The organism is Cupriavidus sp. 05N40 (genome assembly GCF_056397305.1).
Map to the genome: position 1 here is coordinate 1 of NZ_JBFTND010000084.1, position 21,648 is coordinate 21,648.

General features: G+C 65.6%; 20 protein-coding genes and 3 pseudogenes. 14 read left to right on the forward strand and 9 right to left on the reverse strand.

All coding sequences use genetic code 11. The features are described 5' to 3' along the window. From AC1DO7_RS20055 to AC1DO7_RS20065, 3 genes and pseudogenes are all read right to left on the reverse strand, one after another. Positions 1-214 (reverse strand): annotated as a pseudogene (locus AC1DO7_RS20055) (phasin family protein); the annotation flags it as partial. A gap of 58 nt (positions 215-272) precedes the next feature. Next, positions 273-1,991: an alpha/beta fold hydrolase gene (locus AC1DO7_RS20060; protein ID WP_441614416.1), complete on the reverse strand. Its 1,719-nt coding sequence runs from the start codon at positions 1,989-1,991 to the stop codon at positions 273-275. A gap of 11 nt (positions 1,992-2,002) precedes the next feature. Beyond that, positions 2,003-2,467, reverse strand: a complete 465-nt coding sequence (locus AC1DO7_RS20065; protein ID WP_477116505.1) for a MaoC family dehydratase — start codon at positions 2,465-2,467, stop codon at positions 2,003-2,005. A gap of 104 nt (positions 2,468-2,571) precedes the next feature. Between AC1DO7_RS20065 and AC1DO7_RS20070 the strand changes: the two genes are divergently transcribed. Further along, positions 2,572-2,982 (forward strand): hypothetical protein, encoded by a 411-nt coding sequence (locus AC1DO7_RS20070; protein ID WP_441614418.1) that lies wholly within the window; start codon positions 2,572-2,574, stop codon positions 2,980-2,982. On the opposite strand, the gene AC1DO7_RS20075 is transcribed toward AC1DO7_RS20070, so the two are convergent. Together AC1DO7_RS20075 and AC1DO7_RS20080 are read right to left on the reverse strand one after the other, a co-directional pair. Further along, entirely contained in the window at positions 2,964-4,010 is a 1,047-nt protein-coding gene (locus tag AC1DO7_RS20075; protein ID WP_441614420.1) for an AraC family transcriptional regulator, read from the reverse strand. The genes AC1DO7_RS20070 and AC1DO7_RS20075 overlap by 19 nt on opposite strands. Positions 4,011-4,146: 136 nt before the next feature. Then, positions 4,147-5,250, reverse strand: coding sequence for an AI-2E family transporter (locus tag AC1DO7_RS20080; protein ID WP_441614422.1), 1,104 nt, complete (start codon positions 5,248-5,250; stop codon positions 4,147-4,149). A gap of 833 nt (positions 5,251-6,083) precedes the next feature. Here AC1DO7_RS20080 and AC1DO7_RS20085 point away from each other — a divergent pair. The 4 genes from AC1DO7_RS20085 to AC1DO7_RS20100 all read left to right on the forward strand — a co-directional run bounded on the left by AC1DO7_RS20085 (position 6,084) and on the right by AC1DO7_RS20100 (position 9,298). Then, positions 6,084-7,139, forward strand: a complete 1,056-nt coding sequence (locus tag AC1DO7_RS20085) for a beta-keto acid cleavage family enzyme (protein WP_477116495.1) — start codon at positions 6,084-6,086, stop codon at positions 7,137-7,139. 85 nt (positions 7,140-7,224) lie between these two features. Further along, positions 7,225-7,428, forward strand: a complete 204-nt coding sequence (locus tag AC1DO7_RS20090) for a DUF1289 domain-containing protein (protein ID WP_441614426.1) — start codon at positions 7,225-7,227, stop codon at positions 7,426-7,428. 61 nt (positions 7,429-7,489) lie between these two features. Beyond that, positions 7,490-8,188, forward strand: coding sequence for a DsbA family oxidoreductase (locus AC1DO7_RS20095; protein ID WP_441614428.1), 699 nt, complete (start codon positions 7,490-7,492; stop codon positions 8,186-8,188). Positions 8,189-8,320: 132 nt separating this feature from the next. Continuing rightward, the gene (locus AC1DO7_RS20100) at positions 8,321-9,298 is read left to right on the forward strand and encodes a Bug family tripartite tricarboxylate transporter substrate binding protein (RefSeq protein WP_441614430.1); all 978 of its coding nucleotides are present in this window, start codon (positions 8,321-8,323) and stop codon (positions 9,296-9,298) included. A 291-nt stretch (positions 9,299-9,589) separates the two neighbouring features. Here the strand turns inward: AC1DO7_RS20100 and AC1DO7_RS20105 are convergent. From AC1DO7_RS20105 to AC1DO7_RS20115, 3 genes and pseudogenes are all read right to left on the reverse strand, one after another. Next, positions 9,590-10,876: pseudogene (locus tag AC1DO7_RS20105) on the reverse strand (AMP-binding protein); the annotation flags it as partial. A 23-nt stretch (positions 10,877-10,899) separates the two neighbouring features. Next, positions 10,900-11,748 (reverse strand): TauD/TfdA dioxygenase family protein, encoded by an 849-nt coding sequence (locus AC1DO7_RS20110; RefSeq protein ID WP_477116496.1) that lies wholly within the window; start codon positions 11,746-11,748, stop codon positions 10,900-10,902. A gap of 12 nt (positions 11,749-11,760) precedes the next feature. Further along, the gene (locus tag AC1DO7_RS20115; RefSeq protein ID WP_441614435.1) at positions 11,761-12,741 is read right to left on the reverse strand and encodes a quinone oxidoreductase family protein; all 981 of its coding nucleotides are present in this window, start codon (positions 12,739-12,741) and stop codon (positions 11,761-11,763) included. Between the two features lie 206 nt (positions 12,742-12,947). Between AC1DO7_RS20115 and AC1DO7_RS20120 the strand changes: the two genes are divergently transcribed. The 9 genes and pseudogenes from AC1DO7_RS20120 (at position 12,948) to AC1DO7_RS20160 (ending at position 19,687) form a co-directional block, all read left to right on the forward strand. Next, complete coding sequence (locus tag AC1DO7_RS20120) at positions 12,948-14,006, forward strand: AraC family transcriptional regulator (RefSeq protein WP_441614437.1); 1,059 nt, start codon at positions 12,948-12,950, stop codon at positions 14,004-14,006. Between the two features lie 231 nt (positions 14,007-14,237). Continuing rightward, entirely contained in the window at positions 14,238-14,387 is a 150-nt protein-coding gene (locus AC1DO7_RS20125) for a hypothetical protein (RefSeq protein WP_441614439.1), read from the forward strand. After that, positions 14,375-15,931, forward strand: coding sequence for an efflux transporter outer membrane subunit (locus AC1DO7_RS20130; protein ID WP_477116497.1), 1,557 nt, complete (start codon positions 14,375-14,377; stop codon positions 15,929-15,931). The genes AC1DO7_RS20125 and AC1DO7_RS20130 overlap by 13 nt, the downstream gene beginning before the upstream one ends. Then, positions 15,924-17,132 (forward strand): HlyD family secretion protein, encoded by a 1,209-nt coding sequence (locus AC1DO7_RS20135; protein ID WP_441614443.1) that lies wholly within the window; start codon positions 15,924-15,926, stop codon positions 17,130-17,132. The genes AC1DO7_RS20130 and AC1DO7_RS20135 overlap by 8 nt, the downstream gene beginning before the upstream one ends. Next, positions 17,122-18,015, forward strand: a pseudogene (locus tag AC1DO7_RS20140) (DUF2955 domain-containing protein); the annotation flags it as partial. The gene AC1DO7_RS20135 and the pseudogene AC1DO7_RS20140, both read left to right, overlap by 11 nt. Next, positions 17,995-18,387: an ion channel gene (locus AC1DO7_RS20145; protein WP_477116506.1), complete on the forward strand. Its 393-nt coding sequence runs from the start codon at positions 17,995-17,997 to the stop codon at positions 18,385-18,387. The pseudogene AC1DO7_RS20140 and the gene AC1DO7_RS20145, both read left to right, overlap by 21 nt. A gap of 199 nt (positions 18,388-18,586) precedes the next feature. Further along, positions 18,587-18,937: a hypothetical protein gene (locus AC1DO7_RS20150; protein ID WP_441614448.1), complete on the forward strand. Its 351-nt coding sequence runs from the start codon at positions 18,587-18,589 to the stop codon at positions 18,935-18,937. Between the two features lie 168 nt (positions 18,938-19,105). After that, positions 19,106-19,459 (forward strand): hypothetical protein, encoded by a 354-nt coding sequence (locus AC1DO7_RS20155; protein ID WP_441614739.1) that lies wholly within the window; start codon positions 19,106-19,108, stop codon positions 19,457-19,459. A 9-nt stretch (positions 19,460-19,468) separates the two neighbouring features. Then, positions 19,469-19,687, forward strand: coding sequence for a YMGG-like glycine zipper-containing protein (locus tag AC1DO7_RS20160; RefSeq protein WP_441614450.1), 219 nt, complete (start codon positions 19,469-19,471; stop codon positions 19,685-19,687). 146 nt (positions 19,688-19,833) lie between these two features. Here the strand turns inward: AC1DO7_RS20160 and AC1DO7_RS20165 are convergent, their stop codons facing one another. After that, positions 19,834-21,618 (reverse strand): SulP family inorganic anion transporter, encoded by a 1,785-nt coding sequence (locus AC1DO7_RS20165; protein WP_441614740.1) that lies wholly within the window; start codon positions 21,616-21,618, stop codon positions 19,834-19,836. Positions 21,619-21,648 lie beyond the last annotated feature (30 nt).

Below are 21,648 nucleotides of genomic sequence, written 5' to 3' on the forward strand. Positions count from 1 at the left end.
ACTGCAGATCGGCCGCGGTCCCGCACAGGTACTCCGCCTGCAGGCGGACTAGCGACTGCAGGCCCGACAGCACCGTGAGATTGACGCTGGCCAGCGCCTCGATGTCCTTGCGACGGGACTCCAGGATCGCCACCGGGTTGAGGCGGTTCTGCTTGACGAATTCGAGCAGCTTCTTGTGCGGGGCGAACGTGTTCGCGGTGTTGGTCGATTCCATTGTCATGGTCTCCATTCAGGTTGCGTTAAAAAACTCATGGACTGCGGCGTGCCGCGCGTCAGGCTTCCATCACATAGCGTCCGGGCGCTGCGCCGCACGGCGCATGGCGTGCGTTACCCGGCGCCGCGGGTGCCTTGCACTTCGGCCCGGACCGCTGCTTCAGCCACTGGCTCCAGTGGCTCCACCACGAATCGGGCGTGGATTCGGCGCCGGCCAGCCAGGCCTCGGGATCGGTCGTACTGTCGCTGTTCGCGAAGAACTTCGCCTTCGGGTTGCCGGGCGGGTTGATCAGGCTTTGAATGTGGCCGCTCGAACTGAGAACGAATTCGGTCTGTCCGCCGAAGGCGCGCGCCGACCGGAACACGCCCTGCCACGGGGTGATATGGTCGGTTACACCGGCCACCACGAATTTGTCGCACTCGACCTCGGACAGGTCGATGGGGGCGCCCAGCACATTCAGCGCCCCTGGCGTCGCGAGCAGGTTGTCAGAGAGGATGTCGAGCAACTGGCAGTGAAACCCCGCCGGCAGTCGCGTGGTGTCGTTGTTCCAGTACAGGACGTCGAACGCCGGCGGAGCCTTGCCCAGCAGGTAGTTGTTCACCCAGTAGTTCCACACCAGATCGTTGGGCCGCATCCATGCGAACACCCGCCCCAGTTCCTCGCCGTCGAGCACGCCGCTGGCCCGGCTGCTTTGCCGTGCCATCGTGACAGCTTCCGGCGTGGCGAACAGGCCGAGCTGTGACTGCTCGTCCAGGCCGAAGACGGACACCATCAGCGTGGCGGCATTCACCAGTTTCTCGCCACGGCTGGCGCAATAGCCCATCAGCGCCGCCATCGTCATCGCGCCGGCGCAGGCGCCATGCAGGTTCACATCGTCGCTACCGGTGATATCGCGGATCGCATGGATGGCTTCGATCAGCGCCGTCACGTAGGTGTCGAGGTCCCATTCACGCTGCGCCACGGTCGGGTTGCGCCAGCTCACCATGAAGACCTGGAATTCCTGCTTGAGCAGGTACTCGACGATGCTCTTGCCCGGAGCGAGGTCGAACACATAGAACTTGTTGACCTGCGGCGGCACGATGAGCTGCGGGCGCGCGTGCACCTTGGCCGTGACTGGTGTGTACTGGATCAGTTCGAGCACTTCATTGCGAAAGACCACCGTGCCCGGCGTCGTCGCCAGGTCCCGGCCAACACGAAACGCGCTCTTGTCGACCTGGGACGGCATGCCCTGGTTGGTCAGGGTGTCGGTCAGCAGGTTGGTCATGCCGGACAGCAGGCTGAGACCGCCCGACTCGAACGTCTCCCTCAGCGCAGCCGGGTTGCCCAGCACCGTATTGGTCGGCGCCAGCGCGTCGAACACGAGCGACGTGAAGAACTGCGCCCTCTCCTTGCTGCGCGCGTCCATGACGGAGCGGCTGACAAAGCCGGTCATGGCATCGCGCCAGGCAAGATAGCCCTGCAACGGCATACGGTACAGCGGGTTGTCGTGCCATTCCGAATCCGCGAATCGACGGTCGCGCGCTGGCGGGGGAGAAGCCGTGCCGTCCAGCACGCTCAGCAGGTCATGCGCCAGCTGCGTCTGCTGTTCCAGCAGCAGCGCGGGCTCCTGGACGCATTGCGCGCCGATCTGCTGGGCGGTGGAGACCAGGTCCTCCGGGCGCAAGCCCACGAAAGGATTGGGGCTGGCCACAGCCAGGCCGCCGTTGTCGGGCAGGACCTGCGGGGTGACCTTCGCCGGCTTCCTGGCTTTGCTTGTGCGCGCTTTCGTCGTTGTCATCGCATCTCTCCTCAGGCMACCAGCARTGCCAGCGAYTCGGCGACCAGGGCCGGCYTGGCCTGSCCTTCGATCTCCATCGTGTTYTCCGTSCKCAGCATGACGCGGCCYTCGCCYTTGTCCTCYGCCGCCAGCAGCYYCACRCGATTGCGCACGCGGGCACCCGCCTTCACCGGCGCCAGGAAGCGCGTCTTCTCCAGCCCGCAGTTCACCGCGGCCTTGGCATCGCCGGGGACGATACCCATGCGGGTGATCTGGCCGCCCAGCAGGGAGAGCGTGAGGAAGCCGTGCGCGACGGTGCCGCCAAAGGGRCTCTCCCGGCCCGCCCGGTCCACGTCCACGTGAATCCACTGGCGGTCTTCCGTGCAGTCCGCAAATGCATCAATGCGCGCCTGATCCACTTCGACCCACTCCGATACGCCCAACTCCTGGCCGACGAACGCGCCAAGCGTCGCCATGCTGTAACCATCGATTGCCATGTTGTCTCTCTCCACCTTCTCTAAATCTGCCCTGACTTCGTCAGAACGTTGCATCGTTTCGGGGCCACGAATCCATGCCCGCGGGGCGCGCCAGGCGCCAGGACATGGCCGGCAAGGAATTCTGCGGTTGCGACCCTGGCGCCGTAGAACGCCTCGTCTTCGCCGTGCATCTCAACTGCAGCGATGTGCGCCCGCGGCTGGTTGGTTTGCTGCACTGCGACATCGATGGGGTGATCGTAATATCGGGCAGCGCGAAGGCGATTACCGGAACCGGCCCTTTCACTGACAAATCCCGCCGTTTTCAGCCGCAATGCGCGGCGCCCGGGCGCCAGATGCCGCTAGCGCCTCCCGAGGTGGCAGGATTTGTCAGTCGACGGCCAGCCTTGCCAATCGGCGCCAATGGCCGACAGTGGCCGACAGTGGCCGAGAAAGTGGCCGAGAAAGTGGCCGAGAAAGTGACCGAGAAAGTGACCGAAAGTGGCCGGCAATGGGCGGGTCAGAGGGTGCGGCGGTAGGCGTTTGGCGTGCTGCCAGTCCAGTGCCGGAAGGCGCGATGGAAGGCGGTGGGATTGTCGAAGCCTACGTCGTAGGCAATTTCGGCGATGGTGTCTTCGGAGCGCGTCAGGCGCTGGATCGCAATATCGCGCCGCACCTCATCCTTGATGGCCTGGAACGTCGTGCCCTCGGCCGACAGGCGCCGGCACAAGGTGCGCACCGAGTGGTGGAGCGCCTGCGCGACAGCGTCGACGGTGGGCGACGCGGGCAGGCATTCGGCCAGGTGCTGACGCACGCGGTGACAGGTCAGCTGCTCAGCGAAGGCGACGAAAATCCAGTCTTCGGGCGCGCGCGCGAGAAATGTCTCGAGGTCCGGCTTGCGTTGCCTGACCGGCAGGTCAAGGTAAGCCGCATCGAAGCTGATCTGCGTGTGCGCGCAGTCAAAGCGCACCGGGCCCGGAAACAGGTAGAGGTGATCGCTGCTCTGCGGCGGAATCGGAAAAGCGAACTCCGCACCGTTGAGCGGGATCCGCTGGCGGATGAGCCACGAGGCCATTCCATGCACCAGTTTCAGCATCAGTTCGCAGCCAATCACGCTGACGCCGGGGCCAGCCGGGTTCGCCACCAGCTCGACATATCCAGCCGCGCCTTCGCGCCGCGACGCCAGGCGGAATTCGTCCAGGACCAGATGGAGGAACTGGCCAAAGCGATGCAGCGCCACCTCCAGCCTTGGCGCGTCGAGCAGGCTGAGACCGAGAAACTTCAGCACGCCGTTGCGCAGTGGGCGGCTGAAAATGCCCGGCATTTCATCGTCGAGTTCCATCGCCAGCCTGCGATAGAGCGTGGCGAACTGTTCCTGGGTCACCCGTGCGCCGGGTTCGCGCAGCAGCTCGTGCGCGATCCCGGACTGCTCGGCAAGCCGCCCGATAGCGGCCGGATCCGCGCCCGACAGGAAGGCGTTGACGACGGAAATGGGGACGGTAGCGGACAGGCCTGTCAAATGGGGGGCGCAGGCAGTGAATGCCGGTCGGGGATGGTGACGGTACATTCTGGCACAGGTGCGCTGCAATGAGAGCGTGGCCCGGTGCCAGGCCTTCGCCTGCCCGCTGCACCACGCCCGCCATTGCGCGACACCGCGCGAGCCACGAGACCAATCCAGGGCGAAATGGGCGTGCCTGGCCGCCTCAGACCGGCTTCTGGTCGCCCGGCTCGCCGGTATGCGGCTGGTCCTCGACCCATTGCCAGAACAGCTGGTAGCCCACCGCGAGCACCACCGGGCCAATAAACAGGCCGATGATGCCGCCGGTAACCATGCCGCCCAGCGCGCCGATCAGCACCACCGCCATCGGCGCGTCGACGCCGCGGCCCAGCAGCAGGGGCTTGAGCACGTTGTCGACCAGGCCCGCGATGAAGACATAGACGGAGAAGGTAATGGCGGCCACGGTGGGACCCTCGGTGGAAAAAACGTAGAGGATCACGGGGATGGTAATCAGCGTGACCGGCAACTGCATGGTCGCGAGCAGCAGCACCGCCAGGGCCAGCAGGCCGGCGGCGGGAATACCCTTGATCACGAAGGCCACGCCAATCAGCAGCATCTGAACGAAGGCAATGCCTACCACGCCCTGGGCTACCGCGCGAATGGTGGCGGTGCACAGCACGGCGATGCGCGAGCCCCGGTCCGGGCCGAAGATGCGCGAGGCAATCTGCACGGCGCTGCGGCTACCCTGCTCGCCATGCGCCATGAAAATGCCCGCGATGATCAGGGCGAAGACAAAGATCAGGAAACCCTCGCCGAGGCCTGCAAGCATGCCCAGCAGCGCGAGGCTGACGTCCTTGAGCTGAGGCGCGACCTTCTGCAACAGACCGGTCAGGTCGGTGGCGGCGTGCTGCCAGAGGGCATAGAGTCGCTCCCCCACCACCGGCCAGCCCGCGACCGACTCGGCCGGCGGCGGAATATGGAATTTCCCGCTCTTGACGATGTCCATGGCATGGCTCACCGAATCGGCCATGGTCGTGCCCAGCATGTAGGTGGGAACCATGATGATGCCGATGGCAACCAGGACGATCAGCGTGGCGGTGCGGCCGTCTTTGTTGCCGAGCTTGCGCCTGAGGCTTATCTGCAGCGGATAAAGGGTGACCGCCAGGATCAGTGACCAGACGATGAGATTCAGGAACGGGCGGAATATCTGGAAGCAGAAGATCGCCAGAACGGCGATCATCCCGGCACGGATCAGTACATCGAGCAAGCCACGGGACAGGGCCTTCTCGGAAATGGGCGTGGGCAACATCCGCTGTCTCCTTGCAGGTCGCTGCAAAGGTATCGCATGGGTAAGCCGTGCCACGGCTTCTTGTCCGCGCCGCCGGGGCATGTCCAGGCAGCCCGATACGTCCAGGTTCGTGCACCGGGGAGCCACGACGGATCGAGGCATGACGCCCGGACTACGGTGATGTCCATCCACGCAACGCACGCCACGCTCAATCCTGATGCCAGTGCGTTCGCCAGACGATGTTAAAGATAGGTCCTATATTCGGTGAATTCCAGTCTAGGCCAGCAGGAAAGCAGGGACAACCTCGAAGGGTACGCCCCAAAGACATAGCCACGGCCCCATGGCGCCGCTTACCGGCGCCCCCTTGTGGTAGCCGCGGTCCGGGTCCGTGCCGCTCGCCAAGGCTTGCTCCCGGTTCGATGCCACGTCGGCGGGGCGATCACGTGAGAATTCGCGATTAAAGAAATGAACGCGCTCTGGCGCGGTCAACGGCGTTCGTGCCGTAGTCACCAGTGGTGCGATGCGCCGGCGCGACATCGTGGAATGGCTGTTCGAACGCGGCGCGGTTGTGCTTCACGCTATCGCAAACACCTCGCCGGTCGCGAGATTCTCCGGCTGGCACGATTTCACTGAAGTGGCCCGGAAGTAGCGGGCAAGACTGGCACGGCGAAGGGGAGCAGGCCAGCGGATATCGCRTTTTCCCTGACTGTCCCGAGATGTAAATTGAGTGTCCCATATTGTCAAATTGTTCCCGGCCGTTGTCCGATACTTCCGTTACCGAAGGCCATTTCATATGAATCAGTTCCGCCGCTGCGCAGCAGCGCCGGCAGACACCAGATACCAGGAGCACACTCATGCAATTCCTCGACGATTCCCTGCACCCCGAAAACATGGACAAAGTAGTCATCACCGTGGCCCCGTACGGTCCCGAGTGGATGCCGGCGGATTTCCCGGATGACATTCCGGTGACGATGGAAGAACAGGTCCAGAAGGCCGTCGATTGCTACAACGCCGGCGCCACCGTGCTGCACCTGCACGTGCGCGAACTGGACGGCAAGGGCTCCAAGCGCCTGTCCAAGTTCAACGAACTGATCGCCGGCGTGCGCGCCGCGGTGCCCGACATGATCATCCAGGTGGGCGGCTCGATCTCCTTCGCGCCGGAAGACGACGGCCAGGCSGCCAAGTGGCTGTCGGACGACACSCGCCACATGCTGGCTGAYCTSGAYCCGRMRCCGGACCAGGTGACCGTGGCGATCAACACCACGCAGATGAACATCATGGAGTTGCTGTACCCCGCATACCTGAAGGGTACGTCGCTCGAGCACCCGGCCTACCAGCAGGCCTACCGCGAAATGACGGTGCCGGCCGGCCCGGGCTGGGTGGAAGAGCACCTGCGCCGCCTGAGCGCCTCCGGGATCCAGCCGCACTTCCAGCTCACCGGCATCCACGCCATGGAAACGCTGGAGCGCATGGTGCGCGCCGGCCTCTACAAGGGCCCGCTGAACCTGACCTGGATCGGCATCGGCGGCGGCTTTGACGGCCCCAACCCGTTCAACTTCTTCAACTTCGTCCACCGCGCGCCGGACGGTTGCACCCTGACCGCGGAATCGCTGCTGAAGAACGTGCTGCCGTTCAACATGATGGCCATGAGCATGGGCCTGCATCCGCGTTGCGGCATCGAAGACACCATCATCGACCAGCACGGCAACCGCATGACCTCGGTGCAGCAGATCGAGCAATGCGTGCGCGTGGCCAAGGAGCTGGGCCGCGAGATCGCCTCGGGCAAGGAAGCCCGCGAGATCTATCGCATCGGCACCTGGTACGACAGCGCCGAGGAAACCCTGGCCGCCCACGGCATGGCGCCGAACCGCAAGGCCGGCCAGAAGAACCTGCCCCTGCGCGCGGCCTGACGCGCGAAGCACTGGCCGCAGGCGCAAAGCCTGCGGCCAGTCCGTTGCCCGCGCCCGGCGCGCCCCACCTAGCCTCATCGAAATCATGAACCCGTCCCCATCCGTCGCGAATCCGTGCATCAACATCTGCCGCATGGACCATGCGGGCAGGCACTGCCAGGGTTGCGGCAGGACGCCGCTGGAAATCGGCTGCTGGGAGCGGATGACCGAAGCCCAGCGCGCCGAAGTGATGGCCTTGCTGCCGGCGCGCCTGCCCTGGCGCAGCGGGCAGGCCTTGCCCACCCCCTGATCCTGAACTGCCTGCCGCGGCCTGCATCGGGCACGCCGGCCGGCGTCATCAAGCCGCCGCCATGAACAATCCGTCCACGCTCTCGGTCGAGGCCTATTTCGACCTGATCTGCCCCTGGTGCCTGATCGGAAAAAAGCACCTGGAAAACGCCATTGGCCTGCTCGGGCGTGAGCGCCCGGACGTTACCGTGCACGTGGAATGGCGCTCCTACCCGCTGATCCCCGCCACGCCTCCGGCCGGCTTGCCCTACCGTGATTTCTACGTGAACCGCCTGGGCAGCCCCGAGGCCGTGGCGTCACGGCAGGCGCAGGTCCGTGCCGCCGCGCGCGAGGCCGGCCTCACGCTGGCGCTGGACCGTATCGAGATCTTCCCGAACACCTTGCTGGCCCATCGCCTGGTACGCCTTGCCAGGCAGCAGGCAGGTGCCGAAGCGGCATCCGCCCTGATCGATAACCTGTTCACGCGCTACTTCATCCGCGCGGCGAACATCGGTGATCCCGTCGTGCTGCGACAGGCCGCGACAGAATGCGGCATCCGCATGCCGGACCAGGGCGCTGCCCCCGGGCACCATGACCTGGACTGGCTGCCGTCACTGCACGCCCCGGCGGATCCGCCCTTGCGCAGCGGGCTCGGCGTTCCGCACTTTGTCTTCAACGGCACCCACAGCGTGTCTGGCTCGCGGCTTCCCGACGCGTTGCTGGAAGCCATGCTGCGGGCGCTGGCGCGCGCGAAGCAACGCGCCACCCTGGCTGCCACCTGAACCCCTTCGCGAAGGCGGAATTTCATCCGCCGGCGCCTCGCTTTCCCGCATGATCCCGTGTACCGCCCCCGACAAGGGAAGACTGGCACGGCTTTCCATATTCCATATCCCATATCCATAACGGAGACAGACATGCCCAACCGCCCCGCCCTCTTTCGCGTGCGCCACGCCGCCGTAGCCGCCGTGCTGGCCCTGTCCGTGCCGGCGGCGATGGCGTGGACCAACAAGCCTGTGCGCATGCTGGTGCCGGCCCCGGCCGGCGGCACCATGGACGTGATCGCCCGCCTGCTGGCCGACCAGCTCTCGGCGGACCTGGGCCAGCCCGTGGTGGTCGACAACAAGCCAGGCGCCGGCGGCGGCATCGCCATCAACGCCTTGCTGGCGGCGCCACCCGACGGCCAGACCATCATGGTGACGGCCACCAACGTGCTGACCGAAGTGCCGCATGTGCTCAAGACGCCGTACAACACCATGAAGGACATCCAGCCGCTGGCCGCGGTCGCAAGATCGCGCCTGCTGCTGGTTGGCGCGCCATCCCTGCCTGCCAGGGACTTCAAGAGCCTGGTCGGCTACGTGCATGCCAACCCCGGCAAGCTGAGCTTTGCCTCCTACAGCGCCGGCACGGCGTCTCACTATGCCGGCGTGATCATGAACCAGAAGGCCGGGCTGGACCTGCAGCATGTGCCTTTTGCGGGCTCCGGGCCGGCGCTGGTCCAGGTGATGGGCGGCCAGATCCCGCTCATGTACGACGGCATGGTGACGTCGTTGCCGATGATCAAGGCCGGCAAACTGCAGGCCTATGCGGTTGCCTCCAAGAGCCGCTCGCCACTGCTGCCGCAAGTGCCCACCTTCGCCGAACTGGGTTATCCGGATGTGGAGTTCAGCAACTGGGTGGGCGTGATTGCCTCGGCCCGCGTTCCGGCCGAGATGGCGCAAAAGATCCAGGCAGCCACCTACAAGGCGGCCGCCACGCCAAAGCTGCAGGAACGGATGCAGGCCCTGAGCTATGAGCCGATGGCTGCGCAGACGCTGCCGCAGCTCAGCCAGTCGCTGCATGAAGAGTTCGAGCGCAATGCGGGGATTGTGAAGGCCTTCAATATCCAGCCCTGACTGCGGCAGCCCTCCGGCTCGCTTGTACGACGCGCCTCCTTCGGGAGGCGCTTTGCTTTGCGCCTGTCGTGGTGGCAAGGATGGTCCTTCGCCGGGTAGCGGGAACGATGGAGGTGGTTGCTGCGCATTTCGCGCGGCTCGCCCTTCCGGCAAGAAAAAGCGCCAGCCCCCGCCTGAGGACTGGCGCATAGTTTTCCTTACTTCACTTACTTCCCTTACTTCCCTTACTTCCCTTACTTCCCTTACTTCCCTTCAGACCGCTTTTTCACGCAGCTGCTTTTTATTGATCTTGCCTACGCTGGTCTTCGGCTGGGTATGCAGGTAGCCGCCCGCCCACAGTTCCTCCGAGGCTGCCGGCTTCCCGAAATAGCCCTTGGTCAGGAACGGTGCGCGCAGCACGATCTCGCCGCGGCTCTTGCCGTCGCGCGGCAGGTCCTGCATGTCTTCGCTGACGATACGGTAGTCCACCAGCGTCACCGGGCGGCCTGTCGAGCAGCGCATGCGGACTTCTTCCGCACGGTCGCTCGGCTTGCACCCTGGCGGCAACTGGGCCAGCGAGACGATCGGGCCGGTCTCCGACATGCCATAGCCGGCGAAGATGTCGATGCCTCGCGCCAGTGCCGCTTCGCACAGGACCGGCGGCAGCGCCGAGCCACCGATGATGATCTTCCAGCCCGAAAGATCCTGGGCGCCGTCCTGCGAGGACTGCAGCAGCATCTGCAAGATGGTCGGCACGCAGTGCGAGAAGGTGACCTTCTCCGTCTCACGCAGCTTCAGCAGCATGTCGGGCGCGTAGCGGCCCGGCAACACGGTGCGCAGGCCCAGCATGACGGCGATGTACGGGATGCCCCATGCCAGCACGTGGAACATCGGCGTGATCGGCATGTAGACATCCTCGCGGTGCATGCGCTGGCCCTCGCGGGGCGAGCACAGGCTCGCAGAGGTTGCCAGCGTGTGCAGCACGATGTCGCGGTGGCTGTAGCAGACGCCCTTGGGGTCGCCGGTGGTGCCGGTGGTGTAGAAGGTGGCGGCCTTGGTGTTCTCGTCGAAATCCGGGAAGGCGAAATCGGGCGAGGCCGCATCCACCAGGGCCTCGTACTCGCCCGCCAGCGGCAGCGTCAGCGCCGGTGCGGCCTCGCCGTCCGCCATCAGGACCAGGCGCGGGTTGCCTGTGAGCTGCCCGCGGATCTCTTCGAGCACCGGCGCGAAGTCGGGGTGAAACAGGATGACGTCCGCGCCGGCGTCGTTCAGCGTGTACAGGATCTGCTGGGGCGAAAGCCGCACGTTTACCGTAAACAGCGTCGCGCCCATCATCGGCACGCCGAAGTAGCATTCCAGGTAGCGATGGCTGTCCCAGTCCATCACCGCGACCGTGGTGCCGTGCCCGGCGCCGAGCGAGGTCAGCGCCGAGGCCAGCTGGCCGATGCGGCGGCGGAAATCGCGGAAGGTGTAGCGCATCTGGCCGCGGTAGCTGATTTCCTGGTCGCCATGGAGACTCAGGGAATTGATCAGCAGCTGCTTGACCAGCAGCGGGTAGGCGTACGCGGACTGCGTGGGAATAACCAGGTTGTCTTGCATGATTGTGTTGCCTCCACGCGCGCTCAGAACGGCTTGCTGCCGATGATACCCGCGCGCTCCATCTTGCGGTGGCACGGCGCATAGTCCATCACCGCATAGTGCTGGGTAGCACTGTTGTCCCAGATSGCCACGCTGTYKGGYTGCCAGCGCCAGCGCACCTGGTACTCAGGGACATATGCCTGGCTGACGAGGTAGCGCAGCAGATCGGCCGCGCCGGGATTGGCGTCCTGGCCAAAACGTACGCGGGCGGCCGTGTGGTAGTTGGTGAAATGCGTGGTGAAGGCATTCACGTAGAGGATCTTTTCGCCGGTCTCCGGGTGCGTGCGCACCACCGGGTGCTCCGCATCGGGAAACTGGGCCTTGAGCGACAGCCGCTTTTCGATCGGCATGGCCGCGCCGAAGGAGGCCTCGATGCTGTGGCGCGCACGAAGGTCGGCAATCTGCTCCTTGATGTGCGCCGGGAGCCTTTCATAGGCRAGCGCCATGTTYGCCCACATSGTGTCSCCGCCCACCGGCGGGCACTCCACGCAGCGCAGCACGGCGCCGAACTGCGGCGCTTCGCGCCAGGTGGTATCCGAATGCCAGGCGTTCTCGTAACGGTCGTTGGGCTGGTCCGGGGTCTTGTAGATGCGCACCAGGCCCGGGTGCTCGGGATCGCTGCCGGCAACGGGGTGATCCTCGAGCTCGCCAAAGCGGCGCGCAAAGGCGACATGCTCATCACGGCTGAAATGCTGGTTGCGCAGGAACAGCACGCGATGCTTGAGCAGCAGTGAGCGGATTTCGGCGAACAGGCCAGCGTCGCCAACGGCGTCGGCAAGATTGACACCGGCCAGTTCCGCGCCCAGTGCGCAGGTGAGTTGATGGACTTGCATGTGCATCCCTCCTCAGATGACGAAGATCGACGAGCCCGTCGTCTTGCGCGATTCCAGGTCACGATGGGCCTGCACCGCATCCTCCAGGGCGTAGCGCTGGTTGATTTCGATCTTGATACGGCCGGCGCCGACGTGATCGAACAGTTCCGAGGCCAGTGCCGTCTTCTCCGCCGGATCGAAAATGTAGTCGGCCAGTGCCGGCCGGGTCAGGAACACGGACCCCTTCATGGCCAGCAGCACGGGGTCGAACGGCGGGATCGGGCCCGAGGCCGTGCCGACGCACACCATGGTGCCGCGGCGCTTGAGCGAATCCAGCGACGCCATGAAGGTCGTCTTGCCCACGCTGTCGAACACCACGGACACACCCACGCCGTCGGTCAGTTCGCGCACCCGCTTTGCCACGTCCTCATGGCTGTAGTTGATGATGTGGTCGCAGCCGTGGGCGCGGGCCACTTCGGCCTTGGCTTCGGTGGAGACGGTGCCGATCACGGTCAGGCCCAGCAGCTTGGCCCATTGCGAAACGATCAACCCGACGCCGCCGGCCGCGGCATGCAGCAGGATGGTGTCGCCCGCCTTGAAGGGATGGATCCGGCGCATCAGGTAGGCCGAGGTCAGGCCGCGCATGGTCATGGCCGCGGCGGTCTCGAAGCCGATGGTTTCCGGCAGGCGGATCAGCGGCGCGGCCGGCACCAGCCGCTCGGTGCTGTAGGCACCCAGCGTGTTGATGAAACCGGTGTAGGTCACGCGATCGCCGACGGCCACGTTGGTCACGCCCGGGCCAATGGCCTGCACCACGCCGGCGGCTTCCACGCCCATGCCCGCGGGCAGCGGTACCGGGTAAGTGCCATTGCGGAAATAGGTGTCGGCGTAGTTCAGGCCGGCCGCCACGTGGCGGATGCGCACCTGGCCGGGGCCGGGATCGCCGACTTCCATGTCCTCGTAGCGAAGAACTTCCGGCGCTCCGGCCTCGTACATGCGGACTACCTTTGCCATGCTTATCTCCTTGATCTGTCGCTGCGGCGCAGAGTGCGCCGCGCATGCAGAGAATGTAGGCCCTGGCTGGCCGCGGCGCTTTGCATTTGCCCCCGCGGACTTTGCATTTCATGCCACGCGCGCCTATCATCCGGCTTGCGAAGACAAGACGGGCAACCCGCCAAGGGCAAACCCGGAGCAGGCAAAAGAGCAAAGAGGAGACTGAATTGGAGACGCTGGTGCGTGCGGCTGCACTGACCAACTTCTTTGAAGTGGCAGGAGACCTTGGCATCAACCCGCAGTCGCTGCTGCGCGCGGCGAAACTGAGCCGTATGCTGCTGGCCGATCCGGACCAGCGCATTCCCGTCAATGCCTGTGCCACGCTGCTGGAGTCCGCCGCGCTGGCGGCCGATTGCCCGACCTTCGGCCTGCGCATGGCCGAATCGCGCCAGTTGTCGGACTTTGGCGTGATGAGCCTGCTGATCAGCCAGCAACCCACGCTGCGGGATGCGCTGGTTACCACCATCCGCTACCGGCACCTGGTCAACGAGTCGGTGGCAATCGTGCTGGAGAACGCTGGCAAGGCCGTCATCATCCGGCAGGAACTCGTGCTGAACGCGCCCTCGCGGCAGGCCACCGAACTTGCCATCGGCGTGGTTTTCCGCATGTGCAGGGCGCTGCTGGGCCCGCACTGGCGACCGCACAGCGTCAACTTCACGCACCCGGCACCCGCCGACCTGGGTGTCCACCGGAGGCTGTTCGGCTGCCCGCTGGAGTTCGACAGCGAGTTCAACGGCATCGTCTGCCTGGCGGCAGACCTGGACGCGCCGAATCCAACCGGGGATCCGGCCATGGCTCGCCATGCGCAGCGCTTCGTCGAGATGCTGCCTCGCGTCAATGAGCCGTCCATCGGCCGTGACGTGCGCAATGCCGTCTACCTGATGTTGCCGATGGGCCGCGCCACCTGCGAGGGCGTCGCCCAAGGCCTGGGCCTGAGCCTGCGAACCATGCAGCGCCAGCTTGATGAAGCGGGCGAGACCTTCACGGACATCCTCAATGAAGTCCGTAGCCAGCTGGCACGACGCTATGTGGGGAACCCGCAGTATTCCCTGCTGCGGGTGTCCGAACTGCTCGGCTACGGCTGCGCTAGCTCGTTCACGCGCTGGTTCTCCGCCCAGTTCGGTGAATCGCCGGTGGCCTGGCGCCGCAGGCATGCCGCCAGCACGCCGGCATCCAGGCAAAGCGAAGGCGCAGCCACAGAGGTGACGCAGAGCGATCCCCCATAGCTGTGTTCCATTGAGCACAGTCGGCGTGTTGCCTTCTTGCATCCCGGACCGGTAAGACGCCACGCTTCAGCTATATTCGAGCAAGTGGGTCAAGCGGCATCCCGCCAGCGGCGCGCCCCGGACTTGCGGGACGCTGGCGAAGACCCGCGCGGCAGAATGCGCTCCTTAAATACGTAGACGGCTTTCCCGAAGTTGCGCAGGTCACCAGGATCGTCAGGGGAGACGGGTGCCATGGTCTTCTACATCTGTGTCTTCGTTGCCGGCATTGCCGACAACGCCGATGACGTGTTCCAGCCCCTGCCGCCTGGACCCGGCGTCGATGCACGCATGGCGAAGACAAGCAGGCCTGATGCGGGCGCGTGCGCCATATGCCGGCCCTGATCCGTCCACGGCGCGCACTGTTGGCCGGCCTGCTCGCGTTGAGCGGCTGCGCGCGCGTGGGTCCGGACTTCCAGGCGCAGCGCGAGAACTGGACCAGCCAGTGGAACAGCCCGGCTGTCGGACAGGCCAGCGAGCAACGGTTGCAACCCGATTTGYGGCAGTGGTGGCAGGTCTTCGCCGACCCGACCCTGGAACGCCTGATCGCCGAAGCCGATGCGCACAATGCCGGCTTGAGGATTGCCGGGCTGCGCGTGCTGGAAGCCCGCGCCCAGTTGGGCATTGCCCTGAGCGGGCGCTATCCGCAACGCCAACAGGTCAGTGCCGACGCCCTGTACATGGATCGCCGGCAGTCCGGCGGCCGCAACGCCCAGAATAGCCGCTTCTGGCAGTACAGCGCGGGCTTCGACATCGGCTGGGAGCTGGATTTCTGGGGACGCTTCAGCCGCGCCATCGAGTCGGCCGATGCCGCTTATTTCGCCGCCATGGCCAACCATGAGGACGTGCTGGTCTTGCTGCATGCGCAGATGGCCGAGACCTACTTCGCCCTGCGCACCGCCGAAGCGCGCCTGCGCATCGCCCGCGAGAACGCCCGCCTGCAGAAGCGCAGCTATGAGATCACCGAGCGCCTGTTCAAGGGCGGCGAAAGTGATGAGCTGGATCTCCAGCAGGCCAAGACGCAGTACCTTGGCACCCTGAGCAGCATCCCCGAACTGGAAAACCAGATCGTGCTTACCCGCAATGCCCTGGCTATCCTGATCGGCCGCCCCCCCGGGCAGTTGCCTGAACTGCCGGAGCTGGCGCAGAGGGAGGGAGTGATCCCGCTGATTGACCGCGCGGTACTGCAAGACGTGCCAGCCAATCTGCTGCTGCGCCGTCCGGATATCCGCGCCGCCGAACTGCAGGTCGCGGCGCAATCGGCGCTCATCGGCGTGGCGAAGGCAGATCTCTATCCTTCGCTGTCGCTGCTCGGCAGCATCTCCTGGTCCGCCAGCTCTCTGGCGGGCACGCCGAATAACCTCGCCCTGATCGGTGGTCCCAGCCTGCGCTGGAACGTGTTCGACTATGGCCGCATCAAGAACAATGTGCGCGTGCAGGATGCGCGTCTGCAGCAACTGATTGTCGCCTACCAGGACAGCGTGCGGCAGGCGGCGCGCGAAGCCGACGATGCCGCCAGCAGCCTGGTCAGGGCACTGGAGCGCGAGGACATCCTGCGCGAGGCGTCGCTGGCCGCCGACCGCTCGCTGACGCTGGCCAGCGCGCTTTTCCGCGAGGGCTACTCGGACTTCCAGCGCGTGCTGGATGCCCAGCGCGCGCTGTTTGCCCAGCAGGACGCCTACCTGGTCAACCGCAGCAATGCCGTGAGCGACCTGATTGCCCTCTACAAGGCACTGGGCGGGGGCTGGTACAGCGGGCAACCGCTGGTCGACCCGGCCACCCGCGAACAAATGCGGCAACGGACCGACTGGGGCGATCTGCTGGATGAGGCGGACCGCCAGCACACCAGCGCGAAGCTCCCCTCGCAGAGGCCCGACTCCGATGAGTGATACCCAGCGACCCCTGGCATCCACCCCGCCCGAAGTGCCGGCCAGTGCGCCAGCCGATGCGCCAGCCAATGCGCCAGCCGATGCGTCGGCCGCGTCGTCGTCCAATACGCCGGCCAGCACACAACCACAGGCCGACCCCGGCAGGAAGGCGCTCAGGCTTGTCATCGGCCTGATTGTGCTGAGCCTGGCCTGGTATCTGCTGGCCGACCGGTTTACCCCTTACACCCAGCAGGCCCGGGTGCAAGCCTTCGTGGTACCGGTCGCCGCGGAAGTGTCCGGGCGGGTGACGCGCGTGCATGTGCGCAACAACCAGGATGTCGCGGCCGGCGCGCTACTGTTTGAAGTCGATCCGGTGCACTACCGGATCGCGGTAGACCGCGCCCGTGCCGACCTCGAATCCACGCGCCGCCAGATCGGCGCCAACACTGCCGGCATCGATTCGGCGCGGGCATCCCTGCGCGCCGCCATCGCCAACGAAACCAAGGCACGCCAGGACAGCGAGCGCCTCGAACGCCTCTACAGCGAGGACCAGGGTACCGTCTCGCTGCGCCGCCTGGAGGTGGCCCGCGCCACCCACGAACAGGCCGCGGGCCAGGTCGCCGCGGCCCGCGCCGAAGTGGAGCGCGCGAAAGAACTGCAGGGCGGCAGCGAGGAAGAGAACGCCAAGCTGCGCAGCGCCGCCACGGCCCTGGAAAAAGCCGAACTGGACCTGGCCAATACCCAGGTACGTGCGCGCACCGCCGGCCTGATCACGGATCTGCGCACCGAAGCCGGGCTGTATGCCGCGGCCGGCGCGCCAGTCATGACACTGATCGCCATCCACGATGTGTGGGTGAGCGCGGACCTGACCGAAAACAACCTGGGCCACGTCGACGTCGGCACACCGGTTGGCATCGTGCTCGATGCCTTTCCAGGCAGGGTCTTCGAAGGCCGCGTGCGCAGCATCGGCTACGGCATCAGCACGGGCCAGAGCACCCCGCCCGGCAGCCTGCCGACAGTACAGAACAGCCGCGACTGGCTGCGCCCGGCCCAGCGCTTCCCGGTGGTTGTCGAGTTCGCGCCCGGCCAACTGGCCGCGCTTCGGGGCATCCGCGTGGGCGGGCAGGCCGAAGTCATGGCCTTTCCCGGCGAGGGCAATCCGCTCCATCCGCCCGGCCGCCTGTTCCTGCGCTTGATGAGCTGGCTTTCCTATGTCTACTGATTGCGTTCATGCCAACGTAGCCGCGCCGCCGTCCCGGGGTCCGCTGCGCCTGGCCAGCGGCACGGCGTTATGCCTGGCAATCAGCTTCGGCCTGGACTTTTCCATCCCCATGGTCGCGCCGGTGCTCGCCGTGTTCCTGCTCGCCACGCTCGACCGCCCGCTCCCGCTCAAGGCAGGGTTGGGGCTGGCCCTGATGGTGACGCTCACCACCGGCAGCGGCCTGCTGCTCATCCCCGTGCTGCGCTATTACCCGTTCAGCGGCGTGTTGCTGGTCGCGCTATGCCTCTACCTGGCCTTTCGCTTCGGCCTGCGCGGCGGAAACAACCTGGTCGCCACCTTCCTGGTGGCTGGCCTCACCATGATCYCCGCCGCCGGATTTGCTGATTTCGGGCTGGCCCTGACGGTCATCGGCGCCCTGGCCAAGGGGCTTCTGCTCGGCGTGCTGGTGCTGGCGCTCAGTCACTGGCTGTTTCCCGAACCCGCCCGCAGGCGTCCCGGGCCCGCCGCCCCGGCCGTGCCGGCCGGCGACGCCGACCGGCTGGCCCTGCGCGCCGCGCTGGTGGTGTTGCCGGCCTTCCTGCTGGCACTGACCGCGCCGGACAGCTACATGCCGATCATCATGAAATCCGTCACCCTCGGCAGGCAAAGCTGCACCACCAAGGCTCACGGTGCCGCCCGCGAGCTGCTGGGATCCACCTTGCTCGGCGGGCTGCTGGCGGTCCTGTTCTGGTGCGCACTCAAACTGTTCGTGCACCTGTGGATGTTTTACCTGTGGATGCTGCTGTTCGGCCTGCTGCTGGGGCGCAAGCTCTATGCGACCAGCCCGACACGCCAGCCGCCCGGCTTCTGGGTGAACACCTTCGTGACCCAGGCCGTCGTCGTTGCCATCTGCCTGCGCCGTTATGCGCGCTTCAGGCGGACCCGGCAAGGACATGAATCCCTATGGGCGGATATCGTGCTGCTGTCTGGCGTGATGCTGCTGACCTTGCTCTGCAATATCGCGCAGATTGCCATATGGGCTACCTTGTTCCTGATGCTCGGCGAGTTCCGTGATTTCTCCACGGCGCTGTATCACTCTGGGGTCAACTTCTCCACCCTTGGCTATGGCGATATCGTGATGTCCGAACGCTGGCGCCTGCTCGGGCCACTGGAAGCGGCCAACGGCATCCTGATGTTCGGTGTCTCTACCTCGTTGATGACGGCTGCGGTGCTGGATGTGATCAGGTATGGCAAGACCGAGGGCGGATCGCCTTGATCGGGTGCGGTCCGGCCCTGCCTGCCCGGACTGGCGTTGGCGCCGCAGACGCGGGCGCCGCCAGTAGTCATTGCGCGACACCGCGCGCCTTCGGATTTGACATACGTCCGGGCATGACTACGCTTAGTCTGGTCTGCACCTCAGGGCCAGACCAGTCGGTTCGAGCACGCCAGCGTCATCGTCACTCAATGGAGAGCGTATGCGGATGTCCCGGAAATCCATGCTGGCCAGCCTGATGGCGCTGGGAATTGCCACCGCTGGCCTGGCCCAGCCCGCGCCGGGCCAGGGTGCCGCCAATGCCATATCCGAGGCCGTACAGAGCGGCGCCAGTCCCTATCGCCCTCCGTCGGCCGACGCACTGAGTCCGGATGACGCCAGGCGCGCCAGGTGCGAGGAGCTCAAGGAGCAATTCAACGCCACCTCGAGCCAGCGGTCTTACCAGTCATCCGGCCCGGCCACGCAAAACGCGCAGGGGCGCACCATTCCCAAGATCGAGCGCGACCAGACGCGCAAGCAATTGCAGGAGACCTACCGCGCCAACTGCACGTAGCGAGGCGGCAACGCGGGGCTGCCCTTGTGGGACTGCCTTGCCGCGTGCGAAGCACGACAYCGTGTCTCGACCATGTGCGTCAAGGATGTTGCGGTGTTCCGGAGTACCATGAAAACGCGGATTCCCGAGGAGAATGCGATGGCGATGAAACACAAATTACGCGTGGCGATGGCCGTGGGATGCATGACGCTGGCGCTGGTATCGGGTACTCCCCGCGCGGAAGACATCCCGTTGGTCACCGGCAGGCATTGGACCGAGTCATCGGAACAAATGAAAAAGGCTTACCTCGTCGGTATCGCCAATCTGGCCCTGGTCGATATCGCCTATCAGGCTGGCAAGCCGCCGACCGACTCCCAGAGCATCGTCCCACGCCTTGCGAAAGGGCTGAAGGGCCAGACCCTCGACACGGTGCGCGAAGGACTCGACCGCTGGTACGCCGCGCATCCGGACCAGTTGCAGCGACCCGTCCTCGAAACGATTTGGTTCGAAATGGTTGTGCCCGGGCTTCAGCGCACCAAGTAGGAGAATCAGATGAAACGACTCGAACGAATTGGCGTGACGCTCGCCCTCGCCGGCGTTGTTGGCTGCACGAACATGACGCCGCAGCAACAAGGGACGGTGACCGGCGCGGGCGTGGGAGCCCTGGCGGGCGCAGGCATTGCGGCCATCGCGGGAGGCAGTGGCTGGACGGGGGCCGCCATAGGTGCGGTCGCCGGCGGCGTCGCGGGCAATATCAAGGGAAGCAAATAGCGCTGAGAGAGCGAGCCTCGGGGACCTCAACCCGGCTGGGGGGGGTGAAGATGGACGCACCGAAGCAGTCGTCCAGGCTTCAACGCGCCGACTGCCAGGCCCGATGCCCGCCAGCCAGCGAGGCGTGCCAGGATTTGCCTCTCCACTCAGCCATCGGTCTCCTCCCGGTCCACCCAATCCACGGGATAGGTCGCGAGATAGCTGCTGACGGCGGCGCCCAGTGTCGGGAAGAATGCCGTCTCGCCTATCCGCGCGAACAGCCCGAATCGTTTCAGCTTGTCCTTGACGGGATCCTTCATCTCGGCCACGCACAGCTCGATGCCAGCCGCGTGCAAGGTTCCGTCCAGCTCGGCAAGCATGTCCGCGGAGGTGACGTCCACGCTGGTGACCGGCTCCGCCGAAACGACCAGCCAGCGTACCGGCGTGGGCGATGCCGCCACCGCATCCAGCACGCGGTCATGGAACAGTTCGGCGTTGGCAAAGAACAAGGGCGCATCCCAGCGAAACAGGACCAGGCCGGGGATCAGGCGCGCTTCGGGGTAGCGCTTGATGTCATGGTAGCCCTTGACGCCCTCGGCGCGACCCAGCACCGCAGAGTAAGGGCGCCAGCCGTCCCAGAGGAATTCGATGACGGCAATCACGATGGCCAGGCCAATGCCTTGAATCGCACCCAGCACAGCCACGCCGACCGTACAGACGATCGATAGCCAGAACTCCCAGCGCTGGATGCGATAGATCCGTCGCAGGTCGGCGACCTCGATCAGCCCGATGGCCGATGCGATCACCACCGCGGCCAGTGCGCTGGTGGGCAGATCCTGCAGCAGGTCCGGCGCCACCAGCAGCAGCAGGGCAACGGCAAGCGCGCCGACTACGCCGGACAGCTGGGTCCTGGCACCGGCGGCCTCGGCCACGGGCGTACGGGACGAACTGCTGCTGATGGCGAAGCCCTGAAAAAATCCGGCGGCCAGATTGGCGACGCCGAGCCCCACCATCTCCTGGTTCGGGTCGACATAGGTACGAGTCCGCGCCGCATAGACACGAGAGAGCACGCTGGTGTCCGCGAACGAGACAAGGGCAACGGCGAAACCGCCGGTCAGGACGGGGACGATATCGCCGGTGGTGATCCACGGGATGGCGAATGCTGGCAGGCCTTGCGGAAGAGGACCCAGGACCGACACCCCGAAGCGCGCGGCAAGGTCCAGCATGCCGACGGCGACGGTCGCTCCCACCACGGCGACCAGGATGGCCGGCACGCGCTTGTTTCCCTTGAGCAGCAGGATCACCACCAGGGTGGATGCGCCGACCATGAACGCGACCCAGTTGGTCTTTCCATCGATCACCGCTGTGGTGATAGCCCACGAATCTCTCAGCGGTCCGTCGGACTTGATCGAAAAGCCGAAAAGCTTGGGCAACTGGCTGATCAATACCGTCAGCGCGATTCCGTTCATGTACCCATAGCGAATCGGTTTGGAAAGAAGCTCGGTGATGAAGCCAAGGCGCGCTATGCCGGCCAGGATACACACCGCACCCGACACGACCGCCATCATGCCCGCAAGGGCGACCGCGCGATGCGCATCGCCCCCGGACAGTGGCAGGATGACAGCGAGGATGACGGCGGCCAGCGAGGAATCCGGGCCCAGCACCAGAATGCGGCTGGGCCCGAACAAGGCATAGACGAACAGCGGAACAATGGTCGCATAGAGACCATGGATGCCAGGCAGGCCCGACGCCACCGCGTAGGCGATGCCCACGGGTACCATCATCGTGGTGAGCACGAGCCCCGCCACGATATCGTGCCGCAGCCACGCCGCCTGGTACGCGCGGAGCGTGCGCAGTCCCGGCAGCCACCGGCCCCAGCCGGCATGATCGGTGACCCGGCGCGGAATCCGGCCAGGTTCGGGGTGCGGGGGTGGAGAATCCGGAGGGCTCATGAGGCCGCGGCTGTTCAGCCTGTTGTACGG

What these genes read in the sequence shown, in the direction of transcription:
- AC1DO7_RS20060 (WP_441614416.1), bottom strand. Translation starts at nt 1,991, where the DNA reads ATGACAACGACGAAAGCGCGCACAAGCAAAGCCAGGAAGCCGGCGAAG.
- AC1DO7_RS20070 (WP_441614418.1), top strand. Translation starts at nt 2,572, where the DNA reads ATGGCCGGCAAGGAATTCTGCGGTTGCGACCCTGGCGCCGTAGAACGC.
- AC1DO7_RS20075 (WP_441614420.1), bottom strand. Translation starts at nt 4,010, where the DNA reads ATGTACCGTCACCATCCCCGACCGGCATTCACTGCCTGCGCCCCCCAT.
- AC1DO7_RS20080 (WP_441614422.1), bottom strand. Translation starts at nt 5,250, where the DNA reads ATGTTGCCCACGCCCATTTCCGAGAAGGCCCTGTCCCGTGGCTTGCTC.
- AC1DO7_RS20090 (WP_441614426.1), top strand. Translation starts at nt 7,225, where the DNA reads ATGAACCCGTCCCCATCCGTCGCGAATCCGTGCATCAACATCTGCCGC.
- AC1DO7_RS20095 (WP_441614428.1), top strand. Translation starts at nt 7,490, where the DNA reads ATGAACAATCCGTCCACGCTCTCGGTCGAGGCCTATTTCGACCTGATC.
- AC1DO7_RS20100 (WP_441614430.1), top strand. Translation starts at nt 8,321, where the DNA reads ATGCCCAACCGCCCCGCCCTCTTTCGCGTGCGCCACGCCGCCGTAGCC.
- AC1DO7_RS20115 (WP_441614435.1), bottom strand. Translation starts at nt 12,741, where the DNA reads ATGGCAAAGGTAGTCCGCATGTACGAGGCCGGAGCGCCGGAAGTTCTT.
- AC1DO7_RS20125 (WP_441614439.1), top strand. Translation starts at nt 14,238, where the DNA reads ATGGTCTTCTACATCTGTGTCTTCGTTGCCGGCATTGCCGACAACGCC.
- AC1DO7_RS20135 (WP_441614443.1), top strand. Translation starts at nt 15,924, where the DNA reads ATGAGTGATACCCAGCGACCCCTGGCATCCACCCCGCCCGAAGTGCCG.
- AC1DO7_RS20150 (WP_441614448.1), top strand. Translation starts at nt 18,587, where the DNA reads ATGCGGATGTCCCGGAAATCCATGCTGGCCAGCCTGATGGCGCTGGGA.
- AC1DO7_RS20155 (WP_441614739.1), top strand. Translation starts at nt 19,106, where the DNA reads ATGGCCGTGGGATGCATGACGCTGGCGCTGGTATCGGGTACTCCCCGC.
- AC1DO7_RS20160 (WP_441614450.1), top strand. Translation starts at nt 19,469, where the DNA reads ATGAAACGACTCGAACGAATTGGCGTGACGCTCGCCCTCGCCGGCGTT.
- AC1DO7_RS20165 (WP_441614740.1), bottom strand. Translation starts at nt 21,618, where the DNA reads ATGAGCCCTCCGGATTCTCCACCCCCGCACCCCGAACCTGGCCGGATT.